Raw genomic sequence first — 17,868 nt, 5'->3', positions numbered from 1 at the left:
CGCTAGCGGTTGAACCGCTCGACCAGGGCACGCAGCCCGGAAGAGATGTTTTCCAGCTCGGTGCCGCGGACCACCCCGGCGCTGGCGTTATTGGCGGTGCGCTGCACCGTGGCGGCGACGCGGTTGATCTGTTCGGACACCGACTCGGCCACATGGGATTGCTCCTGGGAGGCCGCCGCCATCTGCTGGCTCATGTCGGTGATGCGCTCCACCGCAGCGCCGATGCCATGCAGGGCCTGTTGCGCCTGCAACACCTGCTGCACACCCTGCTCCGCCTCTTCGATGCCGAGGTTGGCGATCTGCACCGCCTCGTCGGCACCGGCCCGCAGGCTCTGGATGATGCCCTGGATCTGCTGGGTCGATTGCCGGGTCTTGCCCGCCAGGGCCCGCACTTCATCGGCCACCACGGCAAACCCCCGTCCCTGCTCGCCGGCTCGTGCGGCTTCGATGGCAGCGTTCAGGGCCAGCAGGTTGGTCTGGTCGGCAATCGCCTGGATCATGCTCGCCGCCACCATGATGTCCTGGGTCTGCCCGGCCAGGTCGCCCACCGCCTGGTTGATCTGGGTGACCGTGCGAGCCAGCAACTGGATGGCATCCCGGGAAGAACCCGCCACCTGGCTGCCTTCCCGGGCCAGGAGGTTGGCGGTGTGAGCCTCGCTGGCGGTGTGCTGCACGTGCTCGGCAACCTCGGTGATCGAGGCGGCCATCTGGGTCATGGCGGCGGCCGTCATGTCGGTCTCGGCCCTCTGCTCCAGCAGGGCGGTCTCGGTGCGGCTAGACAGCTGGCTGGAGTCGGAGGCAGCCGTGGCCATCTGCCGGGCCAGATCGCTGAGGCGCGTCAGGGCAGTTTTCAGCCGCGCCTCCTCACTGATCAGGATCATCTGTAATTGCCCCGCCGGCCCCAGCGCTTCGCTGTAGGCCAAGGCACAGATCGGATCGGCGAAGGTATTCGGGGTGCTGCTGAGGATGTGCTTGAGCTGCTGTCGCAAACGGCGCTGGGCCGACAGTCCGACGGCAATGAAACCGGCGACGGTCAGGCCCTGGGCCGCCAGCGTCGGCAGCCAGCTGAACGCGCCCAGGCACGCCACTGCCAGGGCCGCCGGCAACAGCAATGGCCGGGCTCCGGCCTCCAGCCGACGCCAAGCGCTGACCGGCGACTTGTTGGCGCGCATGCGGGCATACAAGGCTTCGGCACGACTGACCTGCTCCCGGGTCGGCTTGACCCGGACCGACTCGTAGCCCACCAGTCGCCCTTCCTCCAGAATCGGCGTGACATAGGCGCTGACCCAATAGAAATTGCCGTTCTTGCAGCGGTTCTTCACCACCCCCATCCAGCTCTGACCGGCCTTCAGATACCTCCACATCGACTCGAACACCGCCGCAGGCATGTCCGGGTGGCGCACCAGGTTGTGGGTGCTGCCGATCAGTTCGGCCTGGCTGAAACCACTCATTGCAGCGAACTCGGCATTGCAATAGGTGATATGGCTGCTGGTATCGGTGGCGGATATGAGCCGCTGCTGGTCGGGAAAGGTCTGCTCAACAGAGTTGACCGGCAAATTGAGACGCACTTTAGAACTCCATAGACAGCCTGCGATCAACAGTACCGGGAGGCCGGCAGCAGGCTGATTCGCGATGTACTTTCCTGGCGGTACGACTCAATCGGAAGGTTCGCCCTGATTGCAGCCGTACAGCGGTTTGCGCGGCAGATGACCGTCGATTCGACGAGGATCAACTAGGATCAGATAAGGCGTCAGGTGGGGACGGCGGACGGAGCGTTGGCGGGATTTACGAGACGTTCGAGCCTCTGCCAAGCCCTCGGTTTAGGTGAACAAGGGAAATGCAATGATTTCTTGTTTCATAAACCTGCCTGCTGAAACTAGATCACCAAATACCTGTCCGAAGCGCCGATTCTACGAAATGCATCACATTTTGCAAAGCAAGGTGATGAACCATGGTGTTGTCTAATGCCAATATTTATCGTTAAGTTCTTGATTCTAAATGGGAATTGAGCGATGCAAATTTCAAGTTTGGGTGCAGCCATCAAGCGTTATCGAAAGGTAGCGGGGCTTACTCAGGCTGAACTAGGTGAAAAAACCGGTTTTGACCCAAAAACCATCAGCCGCTTCGAAACCGGCACCTACACCCCCAGCGTTGAAGCTCTATTTCTGCTAGCCGAAGTACTGGGAGTGAAGCTGAAAGCCTTCTTCGCCGATCTGGGCGATGAAGAGGAACAGCGGGCTTATTTGTTCGGTGTCATTCACAAAGCCACCCCTAAGGATCTGGGAAAGCTGATAGCAGCGGTAGACCAGGCCTTGTCCAAGCCTTGAGCCCCGCAACAAATCAATCGGAAGAGGCCTGCTTATCGAACCCGACAAGCAGGCCTCTTTGTCCATTCACGACTCCTGACAGGATCTGACAGACCCGGCACATAAGCTTGTGCCCACAGCACACAGCCCTTTGGAGTCGTCATGACCAGCAACACCTACTTCCTGCTTTATGTAGACAGCCCGGCCATCAGCGCGCAGTTCTACAGTCGCCTGCTGGACAAGCAACCGGTGGAATCCTCCCCCACCTTCGCGCTGTTCATCCTCGACTCGGGGATCAAACTCGGCCTGTGGTCGCGCCACACGGTCGAGCCCAGCGCCCAGGCGACCGGCGGTGGCGGCGAACTGGGCTGGGCCTTGGACAGCCGCGAAGCCGTGGACGACCTGCACCGCCACTGGCAGAGCCTGGGCCTGACCATCGCCCAGCCACCCACTCAGATGGATTTCGGCTACACCCTGCTGGCCCTCGATCCGGACGGACACCGCCTGCGCGTGCTCTATCTCAGCGTCGACTGAACTTGCCTGCGCCGCCACCCCACAGAGAGAGCGGCGCTGTCACCAGCGCCCTCCTCGCTCCTGTTTTGAAATAAATAGAAACGTCTCATTGAGCCTCCAGGCACTCATCGCTATCCTGCCCGCCGACTTGTCACAATTTGTAAGGGAATACGATGAAGTACCTGCGTCTATTACTGGCGATGGCCATCCTCTGTGCCACGCCATTCTTTGCCTGCGCCGCCACACCGAGCCAAGGCAAGGACAGCGAACCCCAGACAGCCGAACAGTTTCTCGCCTCGCTCTCGCCACGCCATGGCCAGGTCAAGCTGCCCGGGGATATCGCCAGCCTCGACCTGAGCCAGGAGTTTTACTACCTCAACCCCAAGGACACCGAGAAGCTGCTCACCGAAGGCTGGGGCAACCCGCCCGGCTTCACCACCCTGGGCATGATCGTGCCCAGCGCCGTCAGCCCGCTGTCTGCCGAAGGCTGGGGCGTGATCATCAGCTACAAGAATGATGGGCACATCTCCGACGACGACGCGGCGAAGATCGACTATCAGGACCTGCTCAAGCAAATGCAGGAAGCCGACGAGCAAGACAACAAGCAGCGCAAGGAACAGGGCTATGGCGCCATCCACCTGCTGGGCTGGGCCGAGCAGCCCAGCTATGACGCCCAGACCCACAAAATGTACTGGGCCCGCGAACTCAAGGCCGAAGGCGCCGAGAGCAACACCCTGAACTACAGCATCCGCGTGCTGGGTCGCGAAGGCGTGCTGGAGCTCAATGCGGTCGCCTCCATGGACGACCTGGCCACCATCAAGCGCGAGATCCCCAAGGTGCTGGCCTTCACCAACTTCACCGACGGCAACCGCTACGCCGACTACAACCCAAGCACCGACAAGCTGGCGTCCTACGGTCTGGCCGCGCTGGTGGCCGGAGGCCTGGCCAGCAAGGCCGGGTTGTTTGCCAAGCTGGGGGTACTGCTCCTGGCCGGCAAGAAATTCATTGTCATCGGCGTCCTCGCCCTGGCCGCATTCGTCGGCCGGCTGTTCAAGAAAAAAGGCTGATCCCCGAGCGCAACGCCCCTGCCTGACGAGGCGTTGCACCTCACGAATCACCCAGCTTCACCCGCCCACCCCGCTCCAGCCCAGGCAGGATCCTCGATCGCCCGAGACGCCATTGCCGCCAGCGCCCCTCCAACTGCATCGCCATCACGCTCCCCAGCACCACCGCCGCCCCCAGCAGCACGGCAGACTGCACCACCTCCCCCAGCACAGTCGCCGCCAGCAACATCGCCACTGGCGGTATCAGGTACAGGGCCATCGACGCCCGACTGACCTCCACCCGCGCCAGCACATAGGCCCAGGCCAGATACGCCAGCGCACTGGGAAACAGCCCCAGCAACAGCACCGCCAGATTCACCCGCCACGGCGCCTGGACGACCTCCCGCGCCAATCCCGGCGCATACACCGACAACAGCAAGGTGCCGCCCCAGACCATGTAGCACACGGTGGTCAGCACCCCGTAACGCCCGGACAGACGCCGCTGCAAGACGAAGTACAGCCCCCAGGAAAAAGCCGCCAGCAACACCAGCAACCCGCGGGGCTCGATCGACCCCAGCCCCTTGTCGGCCACAACCACCAGCACGGCACCAAACAACCCCAGCACCACGCAGCCCCAGCGCCAGGCACTGACCGCCTCCCTGAGCCAGAAGCAGGCGATCAGCGTGCCAAATAACGGCGCCGTCTGTGCCAGCACGCTGGAAGCGCCGGCACTCAAGCCCTGCTGACCATAATTGAGGCTGACGTGATGCAGGGCGATGGCAAAGAACCCCAGCACCAGCAGCCCGGGCAAATCGCGCCAACGTGGCAGGGATATTTTCAGCACCACAGCCATCGCGGCCATCAACAGCGAGGCAACCAGGAAACGCAACAACGCCAGATGCCCGGGACTGTAGCCCTCAAGGCCAATGTGAATGCCCACCGGCGAATAGGCCCAGCACAAAATCACCGCAGCGGTAGCCAGCAACAGTTTGAATCCTGATGAATGTTTCACGGCACAGGCGCCCGGACAGAGAGAGGAAACCCAGTCTCTCGCCCTCCACAACTCACCACAACTGACCGATACTGAGGCCATTCCTCACTGGAAATGAGCAATGGAACTGAGCCAACTGAAAATGCTGAACGCCGTGGCCCGCACCGGCAGCATCGCCCGCGCCGCCGAACAACTGCATTGCGTGCCCTCCAACATCACCAACCGCCTCAAGCAGCTGGAAAGCGAACTGGGCACCCCGCTGTTCACCCGGGTCGGGCGCGGCCTGAAGATCAGCGCCGCTGGAGAAATATTCTTAGGCTACAGCGAACGCATTCTGGCGCTGGTCGATGAGGCCAAGCGCGCGGTGGACGACCAGGCGGAGCCCAGCGGCCTGCTGCGCCTGGGCGCCATCGAGTCCTGCGCTGGCGGGCGCCTGCCACCGCTGCTGGCGCAATATCACCGACGCTACCCCAAGGTGAGCGTGGAGCTGGTGACCGGCACCTGGTCGCAGCTCTTTACAGAGCTGCAACACCAACGCATCGACGGCGCCTTGGTGGCCATCGACACCTTGCCACCCAGGCTCAAGCAGACGGTGCTCTACCACGAGCCCCTGGTACTGATTTCCAGTGCCGGCAGCGCTCCCATCCACAGCGCCAGCGATCTGCAGGGGCAAAACCTGTTCATGTGGCCGCAGGGCTGCCCCTATCGCCGCGCCCTGGAAAACTGGCTGGCCAGGCACGGCCTGAACCTGCCCATTACCGGGTACGCCAGCTGGGGCACCATCATCGGCTGCGTCAGTGTCGGGGCCGGCGTGTCGCTGATTCCGGAGGGCGTATTGGAACGCTATGCACAGTCGGCGACCCTGAACATCCAGCGTTTCAGCGACCTGCTACCGGTGGACAACCGCTTCGTCTGGCATCAGGACGTACAGCGACACAACGCGCGGGATGCGTTTGCCCGGCTGTTGCAGGAGCATCTGGGAGCATGACGACCGCCTCGTCGAACCAGCGAGCGTTTAGGCACAATCCTCGAGCGCCACGGCACAGCACCCGGGTCTGCCCGCCCATAGACTGGCCCTTCATTCCCACCAGCCAGACCAACCCGCCATGAACAACCGTCTTTTTCTTAGCGCACTGTCCTTGAGCCTGAGCCTTGGCGCCCATGCCGCCGAGTTCAGCATCAGCAGTCACGACATCCGCGATGGCCAGCCCTTGAGTCAACGGGAAGTATTCCGCGGCTTCGGCTGCGAAGGAGACAACACCTCTCCTGAACTGTCCTGGAAAAATGCTCCGCCGGGCACCCGCAGCTTTGCCATCACCGTCTATGATCCGGACGCCCCCACCGGCAGCGGCTGGTGGCACTGGACCCTGGTCAACCTCCCCAGCACCACCCAGGGCCTGCCCAGGGGCGCCGGCAGCCCCAATGGCGAACAGCTGCCGCCGGGAGCCGTCCAGGGACGCACCGATTACGGCCAACCCGGCTTTGGTGGCGCTTGCCCGCCAACGGGCGACAAACCTCATCGTTACCAGTTCACCGTCTGGGCGCTGAAGGTGGATAAACTGCCCCTCGACACCCAGGCCAGCGGAGCGATGGTGGGCTACATGCTCAACGCCAACGCACTGGCCAAGACCACACTGACCGCCACCTACGGACGCTGACGATGAACGCACCGGCTGGCCTGCAGCATCACGAAAGCCGTATCGACGCTTGCGTCATCCGTGCCAGGCAAGCCCACGCCCTGCAACGAGTACCGATTTTCGTCAGCGCCCTGTGCCGGGTGCGCCAGGGCGAAAAACGCATGGCCTGGGACGATCGCGAAATGCGCGTGGGCGGCCAGCACCTGATCCTGCTGCCGGCCGGGCGCGAAGTGGGCATCAGCAACTCTCCAGGGGCGCAAGGCCACTACATCGCCGATGTCGTGACCTTCCCCGCCCCGGCCTTGCGCGCGTTCAGCCTGCGCTACCACCCACAGATCGTCGCCCGCCCCGGACGCAGCGGCGCAGACCTGTGCGTCCCCCTGGAGCGACACACGGCCCAGGCCTGGGACAACCTCCTGCAATGCATCGCCAGCGATGCGCCGGATGCCCTGCGCAACCACTACGGCGAGGCGGTGCTGCTGGCCCTGGCCCTTGGCGGCTGGGCCGGCCCTTTGTTGCTGGACCGTCACGACCCACTGTGCGAACGGGTGCAGCAGGTCCTCATGAGCAATCCGGCGCGGGACTGGACCGTCGCCTGCGTCGCCGAGCGCCTGAACCTCGGGGCTTCGACATTGCGCCGCCAGCTGGCGAACGAGAACGACAGCTTCAGCAACATTCTCGAAAACGTCAGGCTGGGCATGGCCCTGCAATGGCTGCAAACCACGCCACGCCCGATCGGCGAAATCGCCGCAGCCAGCGGCTATGCCTCGGCTTCTCGCTTTGCCGTGCGCTTTCGCAAGCATTACGGGCTGTCGCCCCGAGAGTTGCGCGCCGCGATCTAGCCCTGGCGCGCCATCACGGCATCGATGAAGGGAGCCTTCTGCGCGAGATACTCGCCAATCCCCCCGCGATTGTCGGCTTCAAGCGCCAGCTTCAGATCCTGGTATTGCTGGCGCAGATCGCTGTCTTGCCGCAGCAGATCGCGAAAAACCAGCATGCGCCCGATCTGCTCATGACCACAGATGCAGACATGCACTTTATGGGTGCGCACGCCCTCGACATCGCGGCGGTAAAAGTGATGCCCCGGGGATAGATTGCTGCCTCGGACATAGCCCAGGGTCGCCATGAAGGCATTGCGCGCCGCCTCATCCCGATGCTCCACGACCACCAGCAAAAGATCGATTTCCGGCTTGGCCGCCAGCCCCGGAACAGCCGTGCTGCCCACGTGATGAACAGCCATCAGCTCGTCGCCGAAGCCCTGGACGATGCGCGCTCGCTCGGCACTGAAGGCCGCAGGCCAGTGATTCTCGTAAGCACAGATTTTACTGGTCAGCGCCATTGGCACTCCGTCCCTGGTAGAAAAAGCGCGAGAGCTTAACCGCGATAGGCATTGGCGTACCACAGCTACGCCGCCGGAGTATTCATGAGGAACGCGAGACGCACGACGATTCGCCCGCTTTAGACCGGCTTGCGAGACAACAACAGATAGAAGAAGAGAAATCGACACGGCTGTCTCACGCCTTGTACCACCGCGTGGCAGCTGCTGCCCTCCGGATCTGACCAGGTTCACGGGTAATCGTTGCGGGGGGGGGGAGGACCGATGGGACCACCATAACGACGCTCGCCTGTCGGCTTCTACTAGGGCGCCACCGGATTCTTCACCATCACGCGAATGTGAATTTGGGTTCACTGTACGCTGGGTATAAGGATGCTTGGCCGGGTGTTTGCCTGCCTTTTGTACCACCTGAAGGCGCCCTCTCGACGAAATCCCCAGCAAACCCGGTCATCGCATGGGCAATGTGCTTTACAGACCGCCCGCTCTCTTTCGATCCCGAAAAAAGGAAGTATTCAGTGATGCGCTGGGCTACTGTTACTTGCGCAAAATACACCGACGCACCTATTCAAGGATTGAAATGAAAGCCACATTGCTTATGTTATCCGCCCTCTTCCTGCTCTATGGCTGCACCACGCCGCTCACCTCCGACATGTCTAGTCCGTCAATTGCCGACACCAAAACGGTGATGTTCGGCGGCAAGGCGTTCGTCCTGAAATTCCAAAAACCGGGCTTGTGGGAGTATTTCCCTGCCGAGGAAAGCATGGATGCCTGGAATGAAATGGTGGACTTTATCGTCGTGCCTCCCGAGATGAATCACATCAAACCCCTCGACCTCGCCAAACGCGCCATCCAGCTTCATCAACAAGAAAACCCGAATATGCCGGCAGTCCTGCTGACCGACAATAAAACCGGAATCGATTACGCGATGATGTTTCATCCCAATTCATTGCGTAAAGACGGGCAATTCTCGGAGATCAGCTATTTCAAGTATTACAAGGATGGCGCCTCCGGCCAGACCATCATCTTTCACTTCGCCCGGAATATTCCAAAACCGAGCAACCCCTCTGAAAGCGCAGCAGAGATAGGCCAGGAGATACCACCGCTAATGGAAGCATTCCCGCTTTATCGGCCGTAATGCCGCTAACCGGACTTGATTCGAATGGCTGAACAACCGCGGGCACTGCCACGACGGATGCCACAGCAGGAAGCTGAAGAGCACCTACGAACCGTTCTGGCGCTAGTGAAGGCACAGGAATCGCGGCACCTATCAACTGCTGCTGTCGCAGCCACGACGCCCAACTAGCGAGACGCTTTCCGCCCACTTCCCAGGCCCCGCGAATGAACTCAAGCGAGGGCCTAATCCCCTGGAACGCTTGCGTAAACAGCCCCTGGACTTGGGCCAAAATATCCCGCCCACGAATCAGTGCCTCCCGTTTGCAACGGGTTTGCAGGGAGCGACGAATTTCTCTTTGGGGGAACAACGGGCGAATGACATCCGGCACCACGATTCGGAAGTAATAGACCGAGTGGCGGGACAACAAAAGGTAGGACGGGATGGTCGACACGGATGTATCACTCCTTGTACCACCATGTGGCAAAGGGTGAAAAACCGTTAAGAATCAATCGCTTGAAAGATTGGAGGCAACCCCACCAGCCACACCCCGGCACACAATGTTCCCGCTGTGGCTGCTTCCTTCCGGATCTGACCAGGTTCACGGGTAATCGTTGCGGGGGGACCGATGGGGTCACCATAACGACGTTCGCCTGGGGCTTCCAGAGGAGCATCGCACGATTCTTCACCATCACGCGGATATGAATTTGGCGTCATTGTAGGCCGGGGCCATAGCTGCTCCGCAAGCCCCTATGTATCACCGACTTGTACCCCTTATGGACCACTTTTGTACCACTTGGAGCGCAGCCAAAGTCCCCCTGAACGGGCTGGGAGATAACGAAAAGATGTGGAAACAAAAAAGCATCGAACGCCGATACGATTACTTACTACCGGCCTTCAACACTACCGCTGTGACCGCTGCGGCAAAGATATCAGGACTAGATGCCTCTAGGATGATCAGCGGAATCCCGAGCTCATCGCACACTAGCTGCGCCTGAGAGCGCTCCGCTGCGATGAAGTTGACTATGTGGTCGAAATCCATATTCTGGCCATCCCGTTCCCGAATGCGGACTGCAATCGTATGAGCATCCGCCTCAAGAAGCACCACTCCATCGAGGTTCAGTGCCTTGAATACGTCCGTGCCCAGAGGTAAAAACTCGTACTGGGTATCCAGTAACACGAAATGCCCGTCTAGTAGTAACCGAGTGCCGGCCTTGTTATGGCGCTTGACTGCTTCTGCCAGTGCGACCTGATTAGCATCTACGTCGCTGACCCGCTTATCCGCCCCCCAGCTATGGAGCGCACGCTCCTCCTTTATCAGCTTGCTGGCTGAGGTGTGTATCAGACCTAGGGTTCTAGGTAGCTGAGAGGCCAAGTAGGTTTTGCCAACGCCGTGTACGCCGGCGACAAAGATATTCATACGGGGGCCTGCGATGGAAACATGGCGCACATTACGCGCGGGAAATCGCTCGGACCGAGATAAAGAAACGACTGAGGTGGAGTGAAGTTGGGGAAGATATCCTTGGGATTGACCTGAACCTCCGCAATCTTGACACGCTCAATCATCACACCGAAGGCGGTCCTTTTGCCTTTGACATAAGCCTTAAGCTCGTCATAGGTCACCCCGCCGCCGTTGGCGTCTGCCAAGATCCATAGGTTCTCGAAGTCGCATTCTTCGATTCGATCGATAAAAGCGACACCGACTAGCCTCTGTATCGGCGCCGACGAATACAACACCATCACACCAATATCGTTGGACGGCCAACTACGACGCAACTCTACGCGCTTCGTTCCTGCAAGGATCAGATCAGCGTATTTTGGCTTGATAGACAGCAAGACCGCCCTACCGCTCGGTTGCTCGGAGGATTCGGGAAAAAGACTCATCAGATATTTTCGTGATTGATTGAATGGGCCCCTTTACGATCCGCAAGCGTTTAAGCGTCGCATACTCTAGGGGGGGCTCGAAGTGGCATATCAGTCGGAACAGCATGACTTTTGTCTCTGCCTGCGCCATCTCCTCTATTTGTAGGTCAGAGTACACTGTTCTACGGCTAACGATCCGTGCGATCTTGTCGGCCGATCCCGACCACTCATAACTCTCAACTACACCCAGCGTCGTCAAAGCGCGCATGTCGCGACTGCGATAGAACAGTACGACATCACCGGCGCGGGGCTGTTTATTGGGTGTACGACAGAGGTAAGCCAGCTTGATCGCGTTACCGACATGGCGCTGAGGATGGTCATCAGGCAGTGCATGTCCTGGAGCCTGATAGTCCGGAAACAAAACGTCATGAAACTGTGGCTGAATCGGAACCAGAAACTTTTGGACGTCGTCGCCGCTAAGGTAATGTGGATAAAAGCGCTGAACATACTGGAACGGATCCATCAGCAGCGCAGGCGGATTAATTGGGTGAGCTTTCACATAGACGGCGTCTCCCCTGTAGACACCCAAGTTGCGAAAACCGAAATCCTCAATCAAGGTTGTCAGTTGCGTTTGCTGACCGTTATTTGCATGAAGGAAGACTGACTCGCATTGGTGGCTTGTTGCGTACTTAAAGGCCGCTCGAAGGAACAGCTCGCCGACCTTGCGTCCGCGCACGGCTTCGCCCACCTTGAATGTGCATAACTTCAGTGAGTCGCCGGCAAGCACCTCCCCGCTGTCTGTGACTACCTCGTCGGTCTGGACCGCGTAGATGCAGATGGCGGCTATCGCCTGCTCCGCACCATCGCGATAGACCCAAGCGCGGCGACCCTCCATGGCCTTGCGACGAAACCAGTCGTTAAAGCCATCGTAGCCTGCTCGTATGCTGTCGAAGAATGGTTCGGCCAGCTGGTGGGTCAGCGTATGTATCTCGACATCGTCAATGTTGGGTAGCAGTACATCGCCAGGCTCATGCAGTCGGCACAGCCAGTCATTGGCAGTCTGAATGAAATACACGCGGCTGCTAAGCCCGCGCTCACGTGCCTTCCGATGCAAACCCTGGTCTTCGGTCACCAGTGCATGCGCGGCATCGTTCTCCAAAGCGTAGAGAATCTCATTGTCGCACGCGTCGTTTACCGACGTCTGAGGCGTGTTCCACGGGCAGGCTGGCCCCGCTTGTAGCTGGGTGTACTGGCCGAGCCTAGCCAATGTACGATTGCGACGATCCTCGTTGGAATCACGCCGGATGTCCGCAACTGACGCGGGATGGTAAAGCAGTTGGTGGCCGTGCGAATTGCACAGCCTCACGAAGTTTGTGAGGCTGGGCTGCAATACCACCATTGAGTCCTGAAGAGGAATCAGGATATTGGTATCCAACAAAAAACGAAGACGCAGTGCCAAGGCTCCCTCCGGTTGGCGATCTCTTATATACGACATTCGCAGCCAAACGCGAGCTTACGCCCGTTGGCATTTCTTTCCCGTTCAAACCCGCCTGGTATCGCCACTGGACTGATGTGATTTAGCCATAGAGTCTATGCGGGGAGCCTGCATACCACAATGCAGATTGCTGCGGAGCTGCACAACCACCTAGACAGAACGGAGCTCAAGAGTTTCGACAACGGCCGCTTCGGGTCGTCTGCAGCCGGCCACCACTATCCGACGGCCCACCAAACAGCGTAACGACGCATAACAACCGAATGCAGTCGGCCGCCCAATCGAGGCAGCCCTCCCCATCTCAAAACTAGCGCCTTATTTGGTCCGAAAAATCTGAGCGGGCTTGTATAAGTAAGGAGCCGGCCGTCTTCCCCCCCTGGCCGGGCCTCGGCTTTCTATTCCCGCAGCAGAACTGGCGAAAGCACGCATCATCGTCTATGCCTGCACGGCAACAGCCCACCTCAGCAAGCGCGCGCCTGCATAGAGACCCAACTGATGCCCAACAGCAATAAAGACCTCCCAGGTGCCCTCTACACGCCAGGCCCTCCTTCCTCGCGAAGTGACTGGCGGATGAAGGCTTGCAACGGGATAGCTTATGTCGCCACCAACTCTGCTAATGGAAAGCAATACGTAGGCGTCACACGGCGAAAACTCAAAGAGCGAGTGAGTGCGCACCTCGATACAGCTCGCCGTGGAAAAGGCGGCCCACTTTCAATCTGGGAAGCCATTCGAAAGTACGGCATACAGGCGTTCAACTTCTACGAATTAGCCCGCGCTTCGACCTTGGGTGAACTTTCCGACATCGAGCGCGACCTCATCAGTCGCTTAGGCTCACTTGCACCTGACGGGTATAACCAAAACCGTGGCGGAGCAGTTGCTCCTTGCGGTGAAGTTTATTTTCTTGAGGGTCGCGAGTTTTGGGGGCTATCAGAGGTAGCGGATTACTACGGCCTAGTTGAAATCACGGTTCACGTCCGAGTGCGCGCTGGATGGAGCTTGGAGCAGGCCGCTGGAATAACACCGCCGCCGAAACGCACCAGAAGTGGTAAATCCTTCCAGGTTGCAGGGCTTACTTTCCCCTCAGAGAAGTCGTTGTGTGATTACTTCGGTGTAGACCCTTGCACCTTTCGTCAGCGAGTCCAATGGTGCAACTGGGGCGTGGACGAGGCTCTCGGACTCGTTGAGCGAGACAATCCACATAAGCTTGTACTCGCTGACCAAGAGTACGACGGCCTAGCCGATGCCTGTCGCTCACTGGGTAAACCCCTGGAAAAGGTCAGGTCGCGCCTAGCATCAGGGTGGAGTCATCTGGAGGCATTTGATCTGGAGCCCCGTGCCCCCCTTCAACAACAACCTGTAGTGCGGTCAAGACGCAAGGACGATTTTTTCCCGGTACTAATCGCTGGAGAACAGTTTTGCAGTGGAGTTCAAATCGCGAGACATTTTGGACTAGAGGTCGCGACTGTCTCGTACCGTATTCGCAGAAGCTGGACCCCAGAAGAAGTTGCAGGTATTCGACCCCGAGAGGCACTGAGCAGTAGATCGAAGCAAGTCGAAGTTGCTGGCGTACATTACCCTTCTATGGCAATTGCCTGTAGAACACTTAAGGTACAGCTAAGGACGGTCAACTCACGATTGCGCTATGGCTGGAGCATCGAAGCCGCGTTCGGATTTAAAGAACACGTTGTTATCCAACATGTTTATGTCATCACGCATCCAGACCAAAGCGAATCAGTGACGCATAATCTGGTTGATTTTTGCCGGACGTATGGCATTCCCAACCAAGGTAATCTTGCGCTAACGATCGATACTCCAGGCCGTCGGTGCTTTGGTTACAAGGCGCGACGCGCTTCAGTCGAAGAAGTTACTCGCTACGTCGACCGACTTCGTGAGTCTCCAGAGCTTGAAGTGGTCTATGAGAACGCCCCCCTTGCCTAACCCGTACCCCCCCTTGATGCACAGCTATCAGGCTGGCTCATAAGATACACCTTATGAGCCAGCCTCGCCGGCCATGTCCGTGGGTGGAGGAATGCGGCCTGTAGGGTGGATCGCAAGTGTTGACTTGATATGAGCCAGGCTGTAACTTTGCGAGCCTACATTGTGAGCCATGAAGCTTCGACCATGACCGCCATCATCGCCTACACCCGCGTCAGCACCGACGGCCAGTCCATCGAGTCGCAGCGCCACTCCATCGGCCACCGCTTCAACGTATCGGAAGATGGCTGGTTCACAGACGAAGCCACCAGCGGAACTACCAAGGCGATGCAGCGGAAGGGGTTCGCAGCCCTCTTTAGCTATGCCAGGAAAGGGGACACCGTTGTCGTCGCCGCCATCGACCGACTGGGCCGTAATACCATCGACGTCCTAGAGACAGTTGAGGCGCTGAAAGCGAAGGGTGTCACTGTCGTCTCGATGCGCGAGGGCTTCGACCTGTCCAATCCCACGGGGAAACTCATGCTGACACTATTGGCCGGTGTCGCGGAGCTGGAGCGGGAGAACATTAAGGCGCGGCAGATGGCGGGAATCAACAAGGCCAAGGCCGACGGTCGCAAGCTGGGCGCTCCCAAGCAGCACGACGACGCCGCTATTGCCGCGTGGAGGAAGGAGACCAGCTCCAGCATCAAGGCCACTGCTGACCACTGGGGTGTATCAACGGCCACCGTGAAGCGGGCCTGCAACGCAGTCCTGGATTGACTACTGACCAGCACCTGAACGTCGACCGTGGCGCCCTACCCCATGCTGCACGCCCATTTTTCAGCCCCGCCAACGCGCCTGTAACCCCTGGCCCTGCTGGGCTTGAGGGCTAAAAACCGTAATTAACGCCAGTCAGGGAGAAAGGCACCTGTCGCCTCCCCTCAAGCGGCGCCACGGGAATTACTGCCAGTCTTTGTATAACCGCACCCAACATCCCGTCAGGTGCGCCTCAAGCATCCCACTTCCTGCAACCCATCAACCCTGCCTGGGCAACCACGGCGGGGCATTTGCGTTTGCTATCACTGGACTTCAATCCCATGAAACAGCCCATGCGCCTTGTGCGCCTCAATCTACACCTACGTGCGGACCACCTTGACCGCCTGACCCAACTTGCCAGCGCCATCAGTCGGCGCAAAGGGCGTGACACAAGGCTTGCAGAAGCCCTAGAGCTGGCACTGGTCAGCGGCCTCACGTGGACCAACACCGACATGCTCGACCTTCTCAAATCTGACCTGGAGGTGCCTTGCTGGCTTGCCCTGGGCCCAGTCGTGCATCCAGGGGGGAACCGCCCGTGACTATCACTGTCGAGCAGGAGCAAGAAATACGCCGGTTGCTAACCGCTAATGTATCAGAGCGCCGTATTCAAGAAAGCGTGGGCGCTTCCCGTCGCCAGGTGCAGAACATCAAGAAGATGATCTCGAAAGAGGAAGACCATAACCCCCTTGCTTCTGACCTAGGACGAACAATGACTCGGACCGACGCTATCAAGGCATTGCTCGCTCTAAGTACTCGCCCTGAAGGTGTTCGCTACTCGGAAATGTGGCCGACTCTTCGAGCCTTGTTCGGCATGTGTAAAGACGACAAGACAGGAGTATTCAAGCTCAACATGACCGACGATCAACTTCGCTACTTGAAGAAGCAGACCGGAGAAGCAGCGGAAGCTATGGGCAAGGAGGCGTTATTTATCCCTGAGTGGCTTCCACGACAAGCACCAGTAGCTGCAAATGACATGTTGGTCATGCTAGCTGGAAACCTTCAAGACCGAGCCCAGGAGTACGCCTCTGACTTCATGTCATGCTTCCCCGACACCTCAAGCAAACACATCTTCAATGAGCTGATATGTTTGGCCTTCGCCAGGGCAACCCCTGAGCCAGTTGAGACCAGGTGTAATCGGAATGCAGCAACTGCCCAAGCACTTCAACAGCGTCTCGGGCACCGTCCTGGCTACCAAGTTGCCAATGAGCCATTCCCTGACATTCCTGAACTTGACCAGCTCTGCATCTGAACTCGCCCTTCTAGGGCAGGCGTGAGCCGGACAGTAGCGCAGCTGCTGTTTGGGTCCAGCGAGCCTGACCAATAATCCCGACCACATAAGGGGAAAAGGTTGTTTGTTTCCAACCAAAGTAAAAACTCAGTCTTTCTTTGTATGGGTTTGACTACGAACACTCACCTCTAAGAATTTATTACTTGTTGGTCGTCCTCGTTGGGCACCCGACAGCAGCTTCGCTACTGCCGTCTACCACGGCCGCCCCTGACTGCCCCCCCCCCCAACGACAACTTGGTCTTTCGCCATAGCGGACCACCTATACCTATGTCGGGAATTGGTCCGGTGCGCTTTGGCCCTCAATGCAAAACCCCTCGCTAGTAGCAATCGACCTCCCCGGTCGCTCCAAAACCCTATTATCAAAGGACATCAATCCATGACCACGTACATTGCTTACGTCGACGGCGCCTGCCCGAACAACGGTAAACCCAACGCCAAAGCCGGCTGGGGTGCCTACATCACTAACCCCGAGGGCAAGACACTGAAGCTTGCCGCTCCAGTCCCCATTGGCCAGCCCCAGACCAACAACAGAGCCGAGCTGCTGGCGGCCCTAGAGGCGCTGAGGCGGTGCAACAAGCCAACGCCTATCACGCTCTACAGCGACTCAGAGTTCGTGGTCAAAGGGGCAAACGAATGGCTCACCAACTGGAAGGCCAAGGGCTGGAAGAACAGCAAGAAGAAGCCGGTTGAGCACCGCGACCTGTGGGAGCAAATCGACCAGTTCATTCAGCAACGGGAAGTGACATTCATTTGGGTCGAGGGTCACACCGGCAACTTGGGCAACGAGGAAGCCGACACCCTGGCCTGCCGGGGAGCTAACGGTGAGTGCGTTTTTGAACTGACCATGGCTAACACCGCAAGCTAATAGCTGATGGGGTGGATGGAGCTTGTACATCCATCCCCCTGTCGTTTTAGCGGGTACTTCAGCAAACGGAGCCTCCGTATGAAAGCCTTCAACAACATCCTGAAGGGCTTCCAGAAGGTGGTCCAGCAGCTGGAAGACCTGGATGACCAGGCGAACGCCCTACGTGACGAAGCCAAAGCCGCCGAGAAGGCCGCAACCAACATTCGCGGGCTCCTGGAGGGCAAGGTATGAACCGTCGCACGGAGCAAATTCTGGAGCTGTTCCAGGAGCTGGCCATCAGAGCCCGGGCCGAACTGGAACTGGCCGGCGTCTTCCCTGCTACCATCGGAAAACAAGAACTGACCGGAGCTAAACATGCACCACATTGACTACGCCGAGCTGGAGGCCAATTTCGAGCAGTACGTCGAGCGGGCATACAACGGCGAAGAAGTTGTCGTCACCCGTGACGGGGAGCCGTTGGTGAAACTTGTCGCGTTCCAACCGACGTTGCCACGCATTGGTGCCTTGAAAGGTCAGCGCACCTTAGACGCCCAAGCCTCCAGCGCGATGGATAAAGAGCTTGAGGATCTGTTTTATGCTGGCGAAATATTCCCTGAAGGCAGCTCTGTCGCAGGGCCAGGAGCGGCCAAGTCCGGGGGTAGCGAAAACGACTGACAGTAGACCGGCTTCGCGGGCAATGCTCGGCAGACTTTC

Annotated in this window: 21 protein-coding genes, 1 other RNA gene and 1 pseudogene; 14 read left to right on the top strand and 9 right to left on the bottom strand. The window is 59.0% G+C overall.

Annotation, left to right across the window (positions count from 1 at the left end):
• Nucleotides 1-2 precede the first annotated feature (2 nt).
• The gene (locus PST29_RS09935; RefSeq protein ID WP_375136257.1) at nt 3-1,088 is read right to left on the bottom strand and encodes a methyl-accepting chemotaxis protein; all 1,086 of its coding nucleotides are present in this window, start codon (nt 1,086-1,088) and stop codon (nt 3-5) included.
• Between the two features lie 198 nt (nt 1,089-1,286).
• A pseudogene (locus tag PST29_RS32715) lies at nt 1,287-1,568 on the bottom strand (PAS domain-containing protein); the annotation flags it as partial.
• Nucleotides 1,569-2,012: 444 nt separating this feature from the next.
• On the opposite strand from PST29_RS32715, the gene PST29_RS30815 reads away from it, so the two are divergent.
• From PST29_RS30815 to PST29_RS09920, 3 genes are all read left to right on the top strand, one after another.
• Entirely contained in the window at nt 2,013-2,327 is a 315-nt protein-coding gene (locus PST29_RS30815; RefSeq protein ID WP_011060220.1) for a helix-turn-helix domain-containing protein, read from the top strand.
• 141 nt (nt 2,328-2,468) lie between these two features.
• On the top strand, nt 2,469-2,840 hold the full coding sequence (locus tag PST29_RS09925; RefSeq protein WP_060842959.1) for a VOC family protein: 372 nt from the start codon (nt 2,469-2,471) through the stop codon (nt 2,838-2,840).
• A 152-nt stretch (nt 2,841-2,992) separates the two neighbouring features.
• Entirely contained in the window at nt 2,993-3,886 is an 894-nt protein-coding gene (locus PST29_RS09920) for a DUF2167 domain-containing protein (RefSeq protein ID WP_060838320.1), read from the top strand.
• Nucleotides 3,887-3,926: 40 nt separating this feature from the next.
• Here PST29_RS09920 and PST29_RS09915 read toward each other — a convergent pair whose 3' ends face one another.
• Nucleotides 3,927-4,874, bottom strand: a complete 948-nt coding sequence (locus PST29_RS09915) for a DMT family transporter (protein WP_060838319.1) — start codon at nt 4,872-4,874, stop codon at nt 3,927-3,929.
• 100 nt (nt 4,875-4,974) lie between these two features.
• Between PST29_RS09915 and PST29_RS09910 the strand changes: the two genes are divergently transcribed.
• From PST29_RS09910 to PST29_RS09900, 3 genes are all read left to right on the top strand, one after another.
• Nucleotides 4,975-5,841 (top strand): LysR family transcriptional regulator, encoded by an 867-nt coding sequence (locus PST29_RS09910; RefSeq protein ID WP_060842958.1) that lies wholly within the window; start codon nt 4,975-4,977, stop codon nt 5,839-5,841.
• A gap of 118 nt (nt 5,842-5,959) precedes the next feature.
• Entirely contained in the window at nt 5,960-6,511 is a 552-nt protein-coding gene (locus tag PST29_RS09905; protein ID WP_060842957.1) for a kinase inhibitor, read from the top strand.
• A 2-nt stretch (nt 6,512-6,513) separates the two neighbouring features.
• Nucleotides 6,514-7,332, top strand: a complete 819-nt coding sequence (locus PST29_RS09900; RefSeq protein WP_060842956.1) for a helix-turn-helix transcriptional regulator — start codon at nt 6,514-6,516, stop codon at nt 7,330-7,332.
• On the opposite strand, the gene PST29_RS09895 is transcribed toward PST29_RS09900, so the two are convergent.
• A complete protein-coding gene (locus PST29_RS09895) occupies nt 7,329-7,829 on the bottom strand; it encodes a GrpB family protein (protein ID WP_060838315.1) in 501 nt (166 codons plus the stop codon). The genes PST29_RS09900 and PST29_RS09895 overlap by 4 nt on opposite strands.
• Nucleotides 7,830-8,403: 574 nt before the next feature.
• On the opposite strand from PST29_RS09895, the gene PST29_RS09890 reads away from it, so the two are divergent.
• Entirely contained in the window at nt 8,404-8,961 is a 558-nt protein-coding gene (locus tag PST29_RS09890; RefSeq protein ID WP_060842955.1) for a hypothetical protein, read from the top strand.
• Here the strand turns inward: PST29_RS09890 and PST29_RS32585 are convergent.
• The 5 genes from PST29_RS32585 to PST29_RS09870 form a co-directional block, all read right to left on the bottom strand.
• Nucleotides 8,846-9,391 carry a DUF6538 domain-containing protein gene (locus tag PST29_RS32585; protein ID WP_332455312.1) on the bottom strand — a complete coding sequence of 182 codons (546 nt, stop codon included), beginning with the start codon at nt 9,389-9,391 and terminating at the stop codon, nt 8,846-8,848. The genes PST29_RS09890 and PST29_RS32585 overlap by 116 nt on opposite strands.
• 80 nt (nt 9,392-9,471) lie before the next feature.
• An RNA gene (gene ffs, locus PST29_RS09885) (signal recognition particle sRNA small type) lies at nt 9,472-9,568 on the bottom strand.
• A gap of 249 nt (nt 9,569-9,817) precedes the next feature.
• Nucleotides 9,818-10,357, bottom strand: a complete 540-nt coding sequence (locus PST29_RS09880; RefSeq protein ID WP_060842954.1) for an ATP-binding protein — start codon at nt 10,355-10,357, stop codon at nt 9,818-9,820.
• A complete protein-coding gene (locus PST29_RS09875) occupies nt 10,354-10,821 on the bottom strand; it encodes an ASCH domain-containing protein (RefSeq protein WP_082729198.1) in 468 nt (155 codons plus the stop codon). Before PST29_RS09875 ends, PST29_RS09880 begins: the two co-directional genes overlap by 4 nt.
• A complete protein-coding gene (locus tag PST29_RS09870) occupies nt 10,781-12,259 on the bottom strand; it encodes a GNAT family N-acetyltransferase (protein ID WP_198419650.1) in 1,479 nt (492 codons plus the stop codon). Before PST29_RS09870 ends, PST29_RS09875 begins: the two co-directional genes overlap by 41 nt.
• Nucleotides 12,260-12,787: 528 nt before the next feature.
• Between PST29_RS09870 and PST29_RS31675 the strand changes: the two genes are divergently transcribed.
• The 7 genes from PST29_RS31675 (at nt 12,788) to PST29_RS09845 (ending at nt 17,829) form a co-directional block, all read left to right on the top strand.
• Nucleotides 12,788-14,230, top strand: a complete 1,443-nt coding sequence (locus tag PST29_RS31675; protein WP_148659614.1) for a GIY-YIG nuclease family protein — start codon at nt 12,788-12,790, stop codon at nt 14,228-14,230.
• Nucleotides 14,231-14,413: 183 nt separating this feature from the next.
• Complete coding sequence (locus tag PST29_RS09865) at nt 14,414-14,986, top strand: recombinase family protein (protein ID WP_060842951.1); 573 nt, start codon at nt 14,414-14,416, stop codon at nt 14,984-14,986.
• A gap of 571 nt (nt 14,987-15,557) precedes the next feature.
• The gene (locus tag PST29_RS09855) at nt 15,558-16,271 is read left to right on the top strand and encodes a hypothetical protein (protein WP_060842949.1); all 714 of its coding nucleotides are present in this window, start codon (nt 15,558-15,560) and stop codon (nt 16,269-16,271) included.
• Nucleotides 16,272-16,686: 415 nt separating this feature from the next.
• On the top strand, nt 16,687-17,175 hold the full coding sequence (locus PST29_RS09850; protein ID WP_060842948.1) for a ribonuclease H family protein: 489 nt from the start codon (nt 16,687-16,689) through the stop codon (nt 17,173-17,175).
• Nucleotides 17,176-17,253: 78 nt separating this feature from the next.
• Nucleotides 17,254-17,406 carry a hypothetical protein gene (locus PST29_RS32115; protein ID WP_159426275.1) on the top strand — a complete coding sequence of 51 codons (153 nt, stop codon included), beginning with the start codon at nt 17,254-17,256 and terminating at the stop codon, nt 17,404-17,406.
• Nucleotides 17,403-17,543: a hypothetical protein gene (locus tag PST29_RS32110; protein ID WP_159426274.1), complete on the top strand. Its 141-nt coding sequence runs from the start codon at nt 17,403-17,405 to the stop codon at nt 17,541-17,543. The genes PST29_RS32115 and PST29_RS32110 overlap by 4 nt, the downstream gene beginning before the upstream one ends.
• The gene (locus PST29_RS09845; RefSeq protein ID WP_060842947.1) at nt 17,530-17,829 is read left to right on the top strand and encodes a type II toxin-antitoxin system Phd/YefM family antitoxin; all 300 of its coding nucleotides are present in this window, start codon (nt 17,530-17,532) and stop codon (nt 17,827-17,829) included. The genes PST29_RS32110 and PST29_RS09845 overlap by 14 nt, the downstream gene beginning before the upstream one ends.
• The last annotated feature ends 39 nt before the right edge of the window (nt 17,830-17,868 follow it).

This window comes from Pseudomonas sp. St29, assembly GCF_001547915.1.
Lineage (GTDB): Bacteria > Pseudomonadota > Gammaproteobacteria > Pseudomonadales > Pseudomonadaceae > Aquipseudomonas.
This window is presented reverse-complemented; position numbering and strand designations above follow the sequence as displayed.

Excerpts from the sequence above, each read along its gene's own strand:
- PST29_RS30815 (WP_011060220.1), top strand. The coding sequence starts at position 2,013 with ATGCAAATTTCAAGTTTGGGTGCAGCCATCAAGCGTTATCGAAAGGTA.
- PST29_RS09925 (WP_060842959.1), top strand. The coding sequence starts at position 2,469 with ATGACCAGCAACACCTACTTCCTGCTTTATGTAGACAGCCCGGCCATC.
- PST29_RS09920 (WP_060838320.1), top strand. The coding sequence starts at position 2,993 with ATGAAGTACCTGCGTCTATTACTGGCGATGGCCATCCTCTGTGCCACG.
- PST29_RS09910 (WP_060842958.1), top strand. The coding sequence starts at position 4,975 with ATGGAACTGAGCCAACTGAAAATGCTGAACGCCGTGGCCCGCACCGGC.
- PST29_RS09905 (WP_060842957.1), top strand. The coding sequence starts at position 5,960 with ATGAACAACCGTCTTTTTCTTAGCGCACTGTCCTTGAGCCTGAGCCTT.
- PST29_RS09900 (WP_060842956.1), top strand. The coding sequence starts at position 6,514 with ATGAACGCACCGGCTGGCCTGCAGCATCACGAAAGCCGTATCGACGCT.
- PST29_RS09895 (WP_060838315.1), bottom strand. The coding sequence starts at position 7,829 with ATGGCGCTGACCAGTAAAATCTGTGCTTACGAGAATCACTGGCCTGCG.
- PST29_RS09890 (WP_060842955.1), top strand. The coding sequence starts at position 8,404 with ATGAAAGCCACATTGCTTATGTTATCCGCCCTCTTCCTGCTCTATGGC.
- PST29_RS09880 (WP_060842954.1), bottom strand. The coding sequence starts at position 10,357 with ATGAATATCTTTGTCGCCGGCGTACACGGCGTTGGCAAAACCTACTTG.
- PST29_RS09875 (WP_082729198.1), bottom strand. The coding sequence starts at position 10,821 with ATGAGTCTTTTTCCCGAATCCTCCGAGCAACCGAGCGGTAGGGCGGTC.
- PST29_RS31675 (WP_148659614.1), top strand. The coding sequence starts at position 12,788 with ATGCCCAACAGCAATAAAGACCTCCCAGGTGCCCTCTACACGCCAGGC.
- PST29_RS09865 (WP_060842951.1), top strand. The coding sequence starts at position 14,414 with ATGACCGCCATCATCGCCTACACCCGCGTCAGCACCGACGGCCAGTCC.
- PST29_RS09850 (WP_060842948.1), top strand. The coding sequence starts at position 16,687 with ATGACCACGTACATTGCTTACGTCGACGGCGCCTGCCCGAACAACGGT.
- PST29_RS32115 (WP_159426275.1), top strand. The coding sequence starts at position 17,254 with ATGAAAGCCTTCAACAACATCCTGAAGGGCTTCCAGAAGGTGGTCCAG.
- PST29_RS32110 (WP_159426274.1), top strand. The coding sequence starts at position 17,403 with ATGAACCGTCGCACGGAGCAAATTCTGGAGCTGTTCCAGGAGCTGGCC.
- PST29_RS09845 (WP_060842947.1), top strand. The coding sequence starts at position 17,530 with ATGCACCACATTGACTACGCCGAGCTGGAGGCCAATTTCGAGCAGTAC.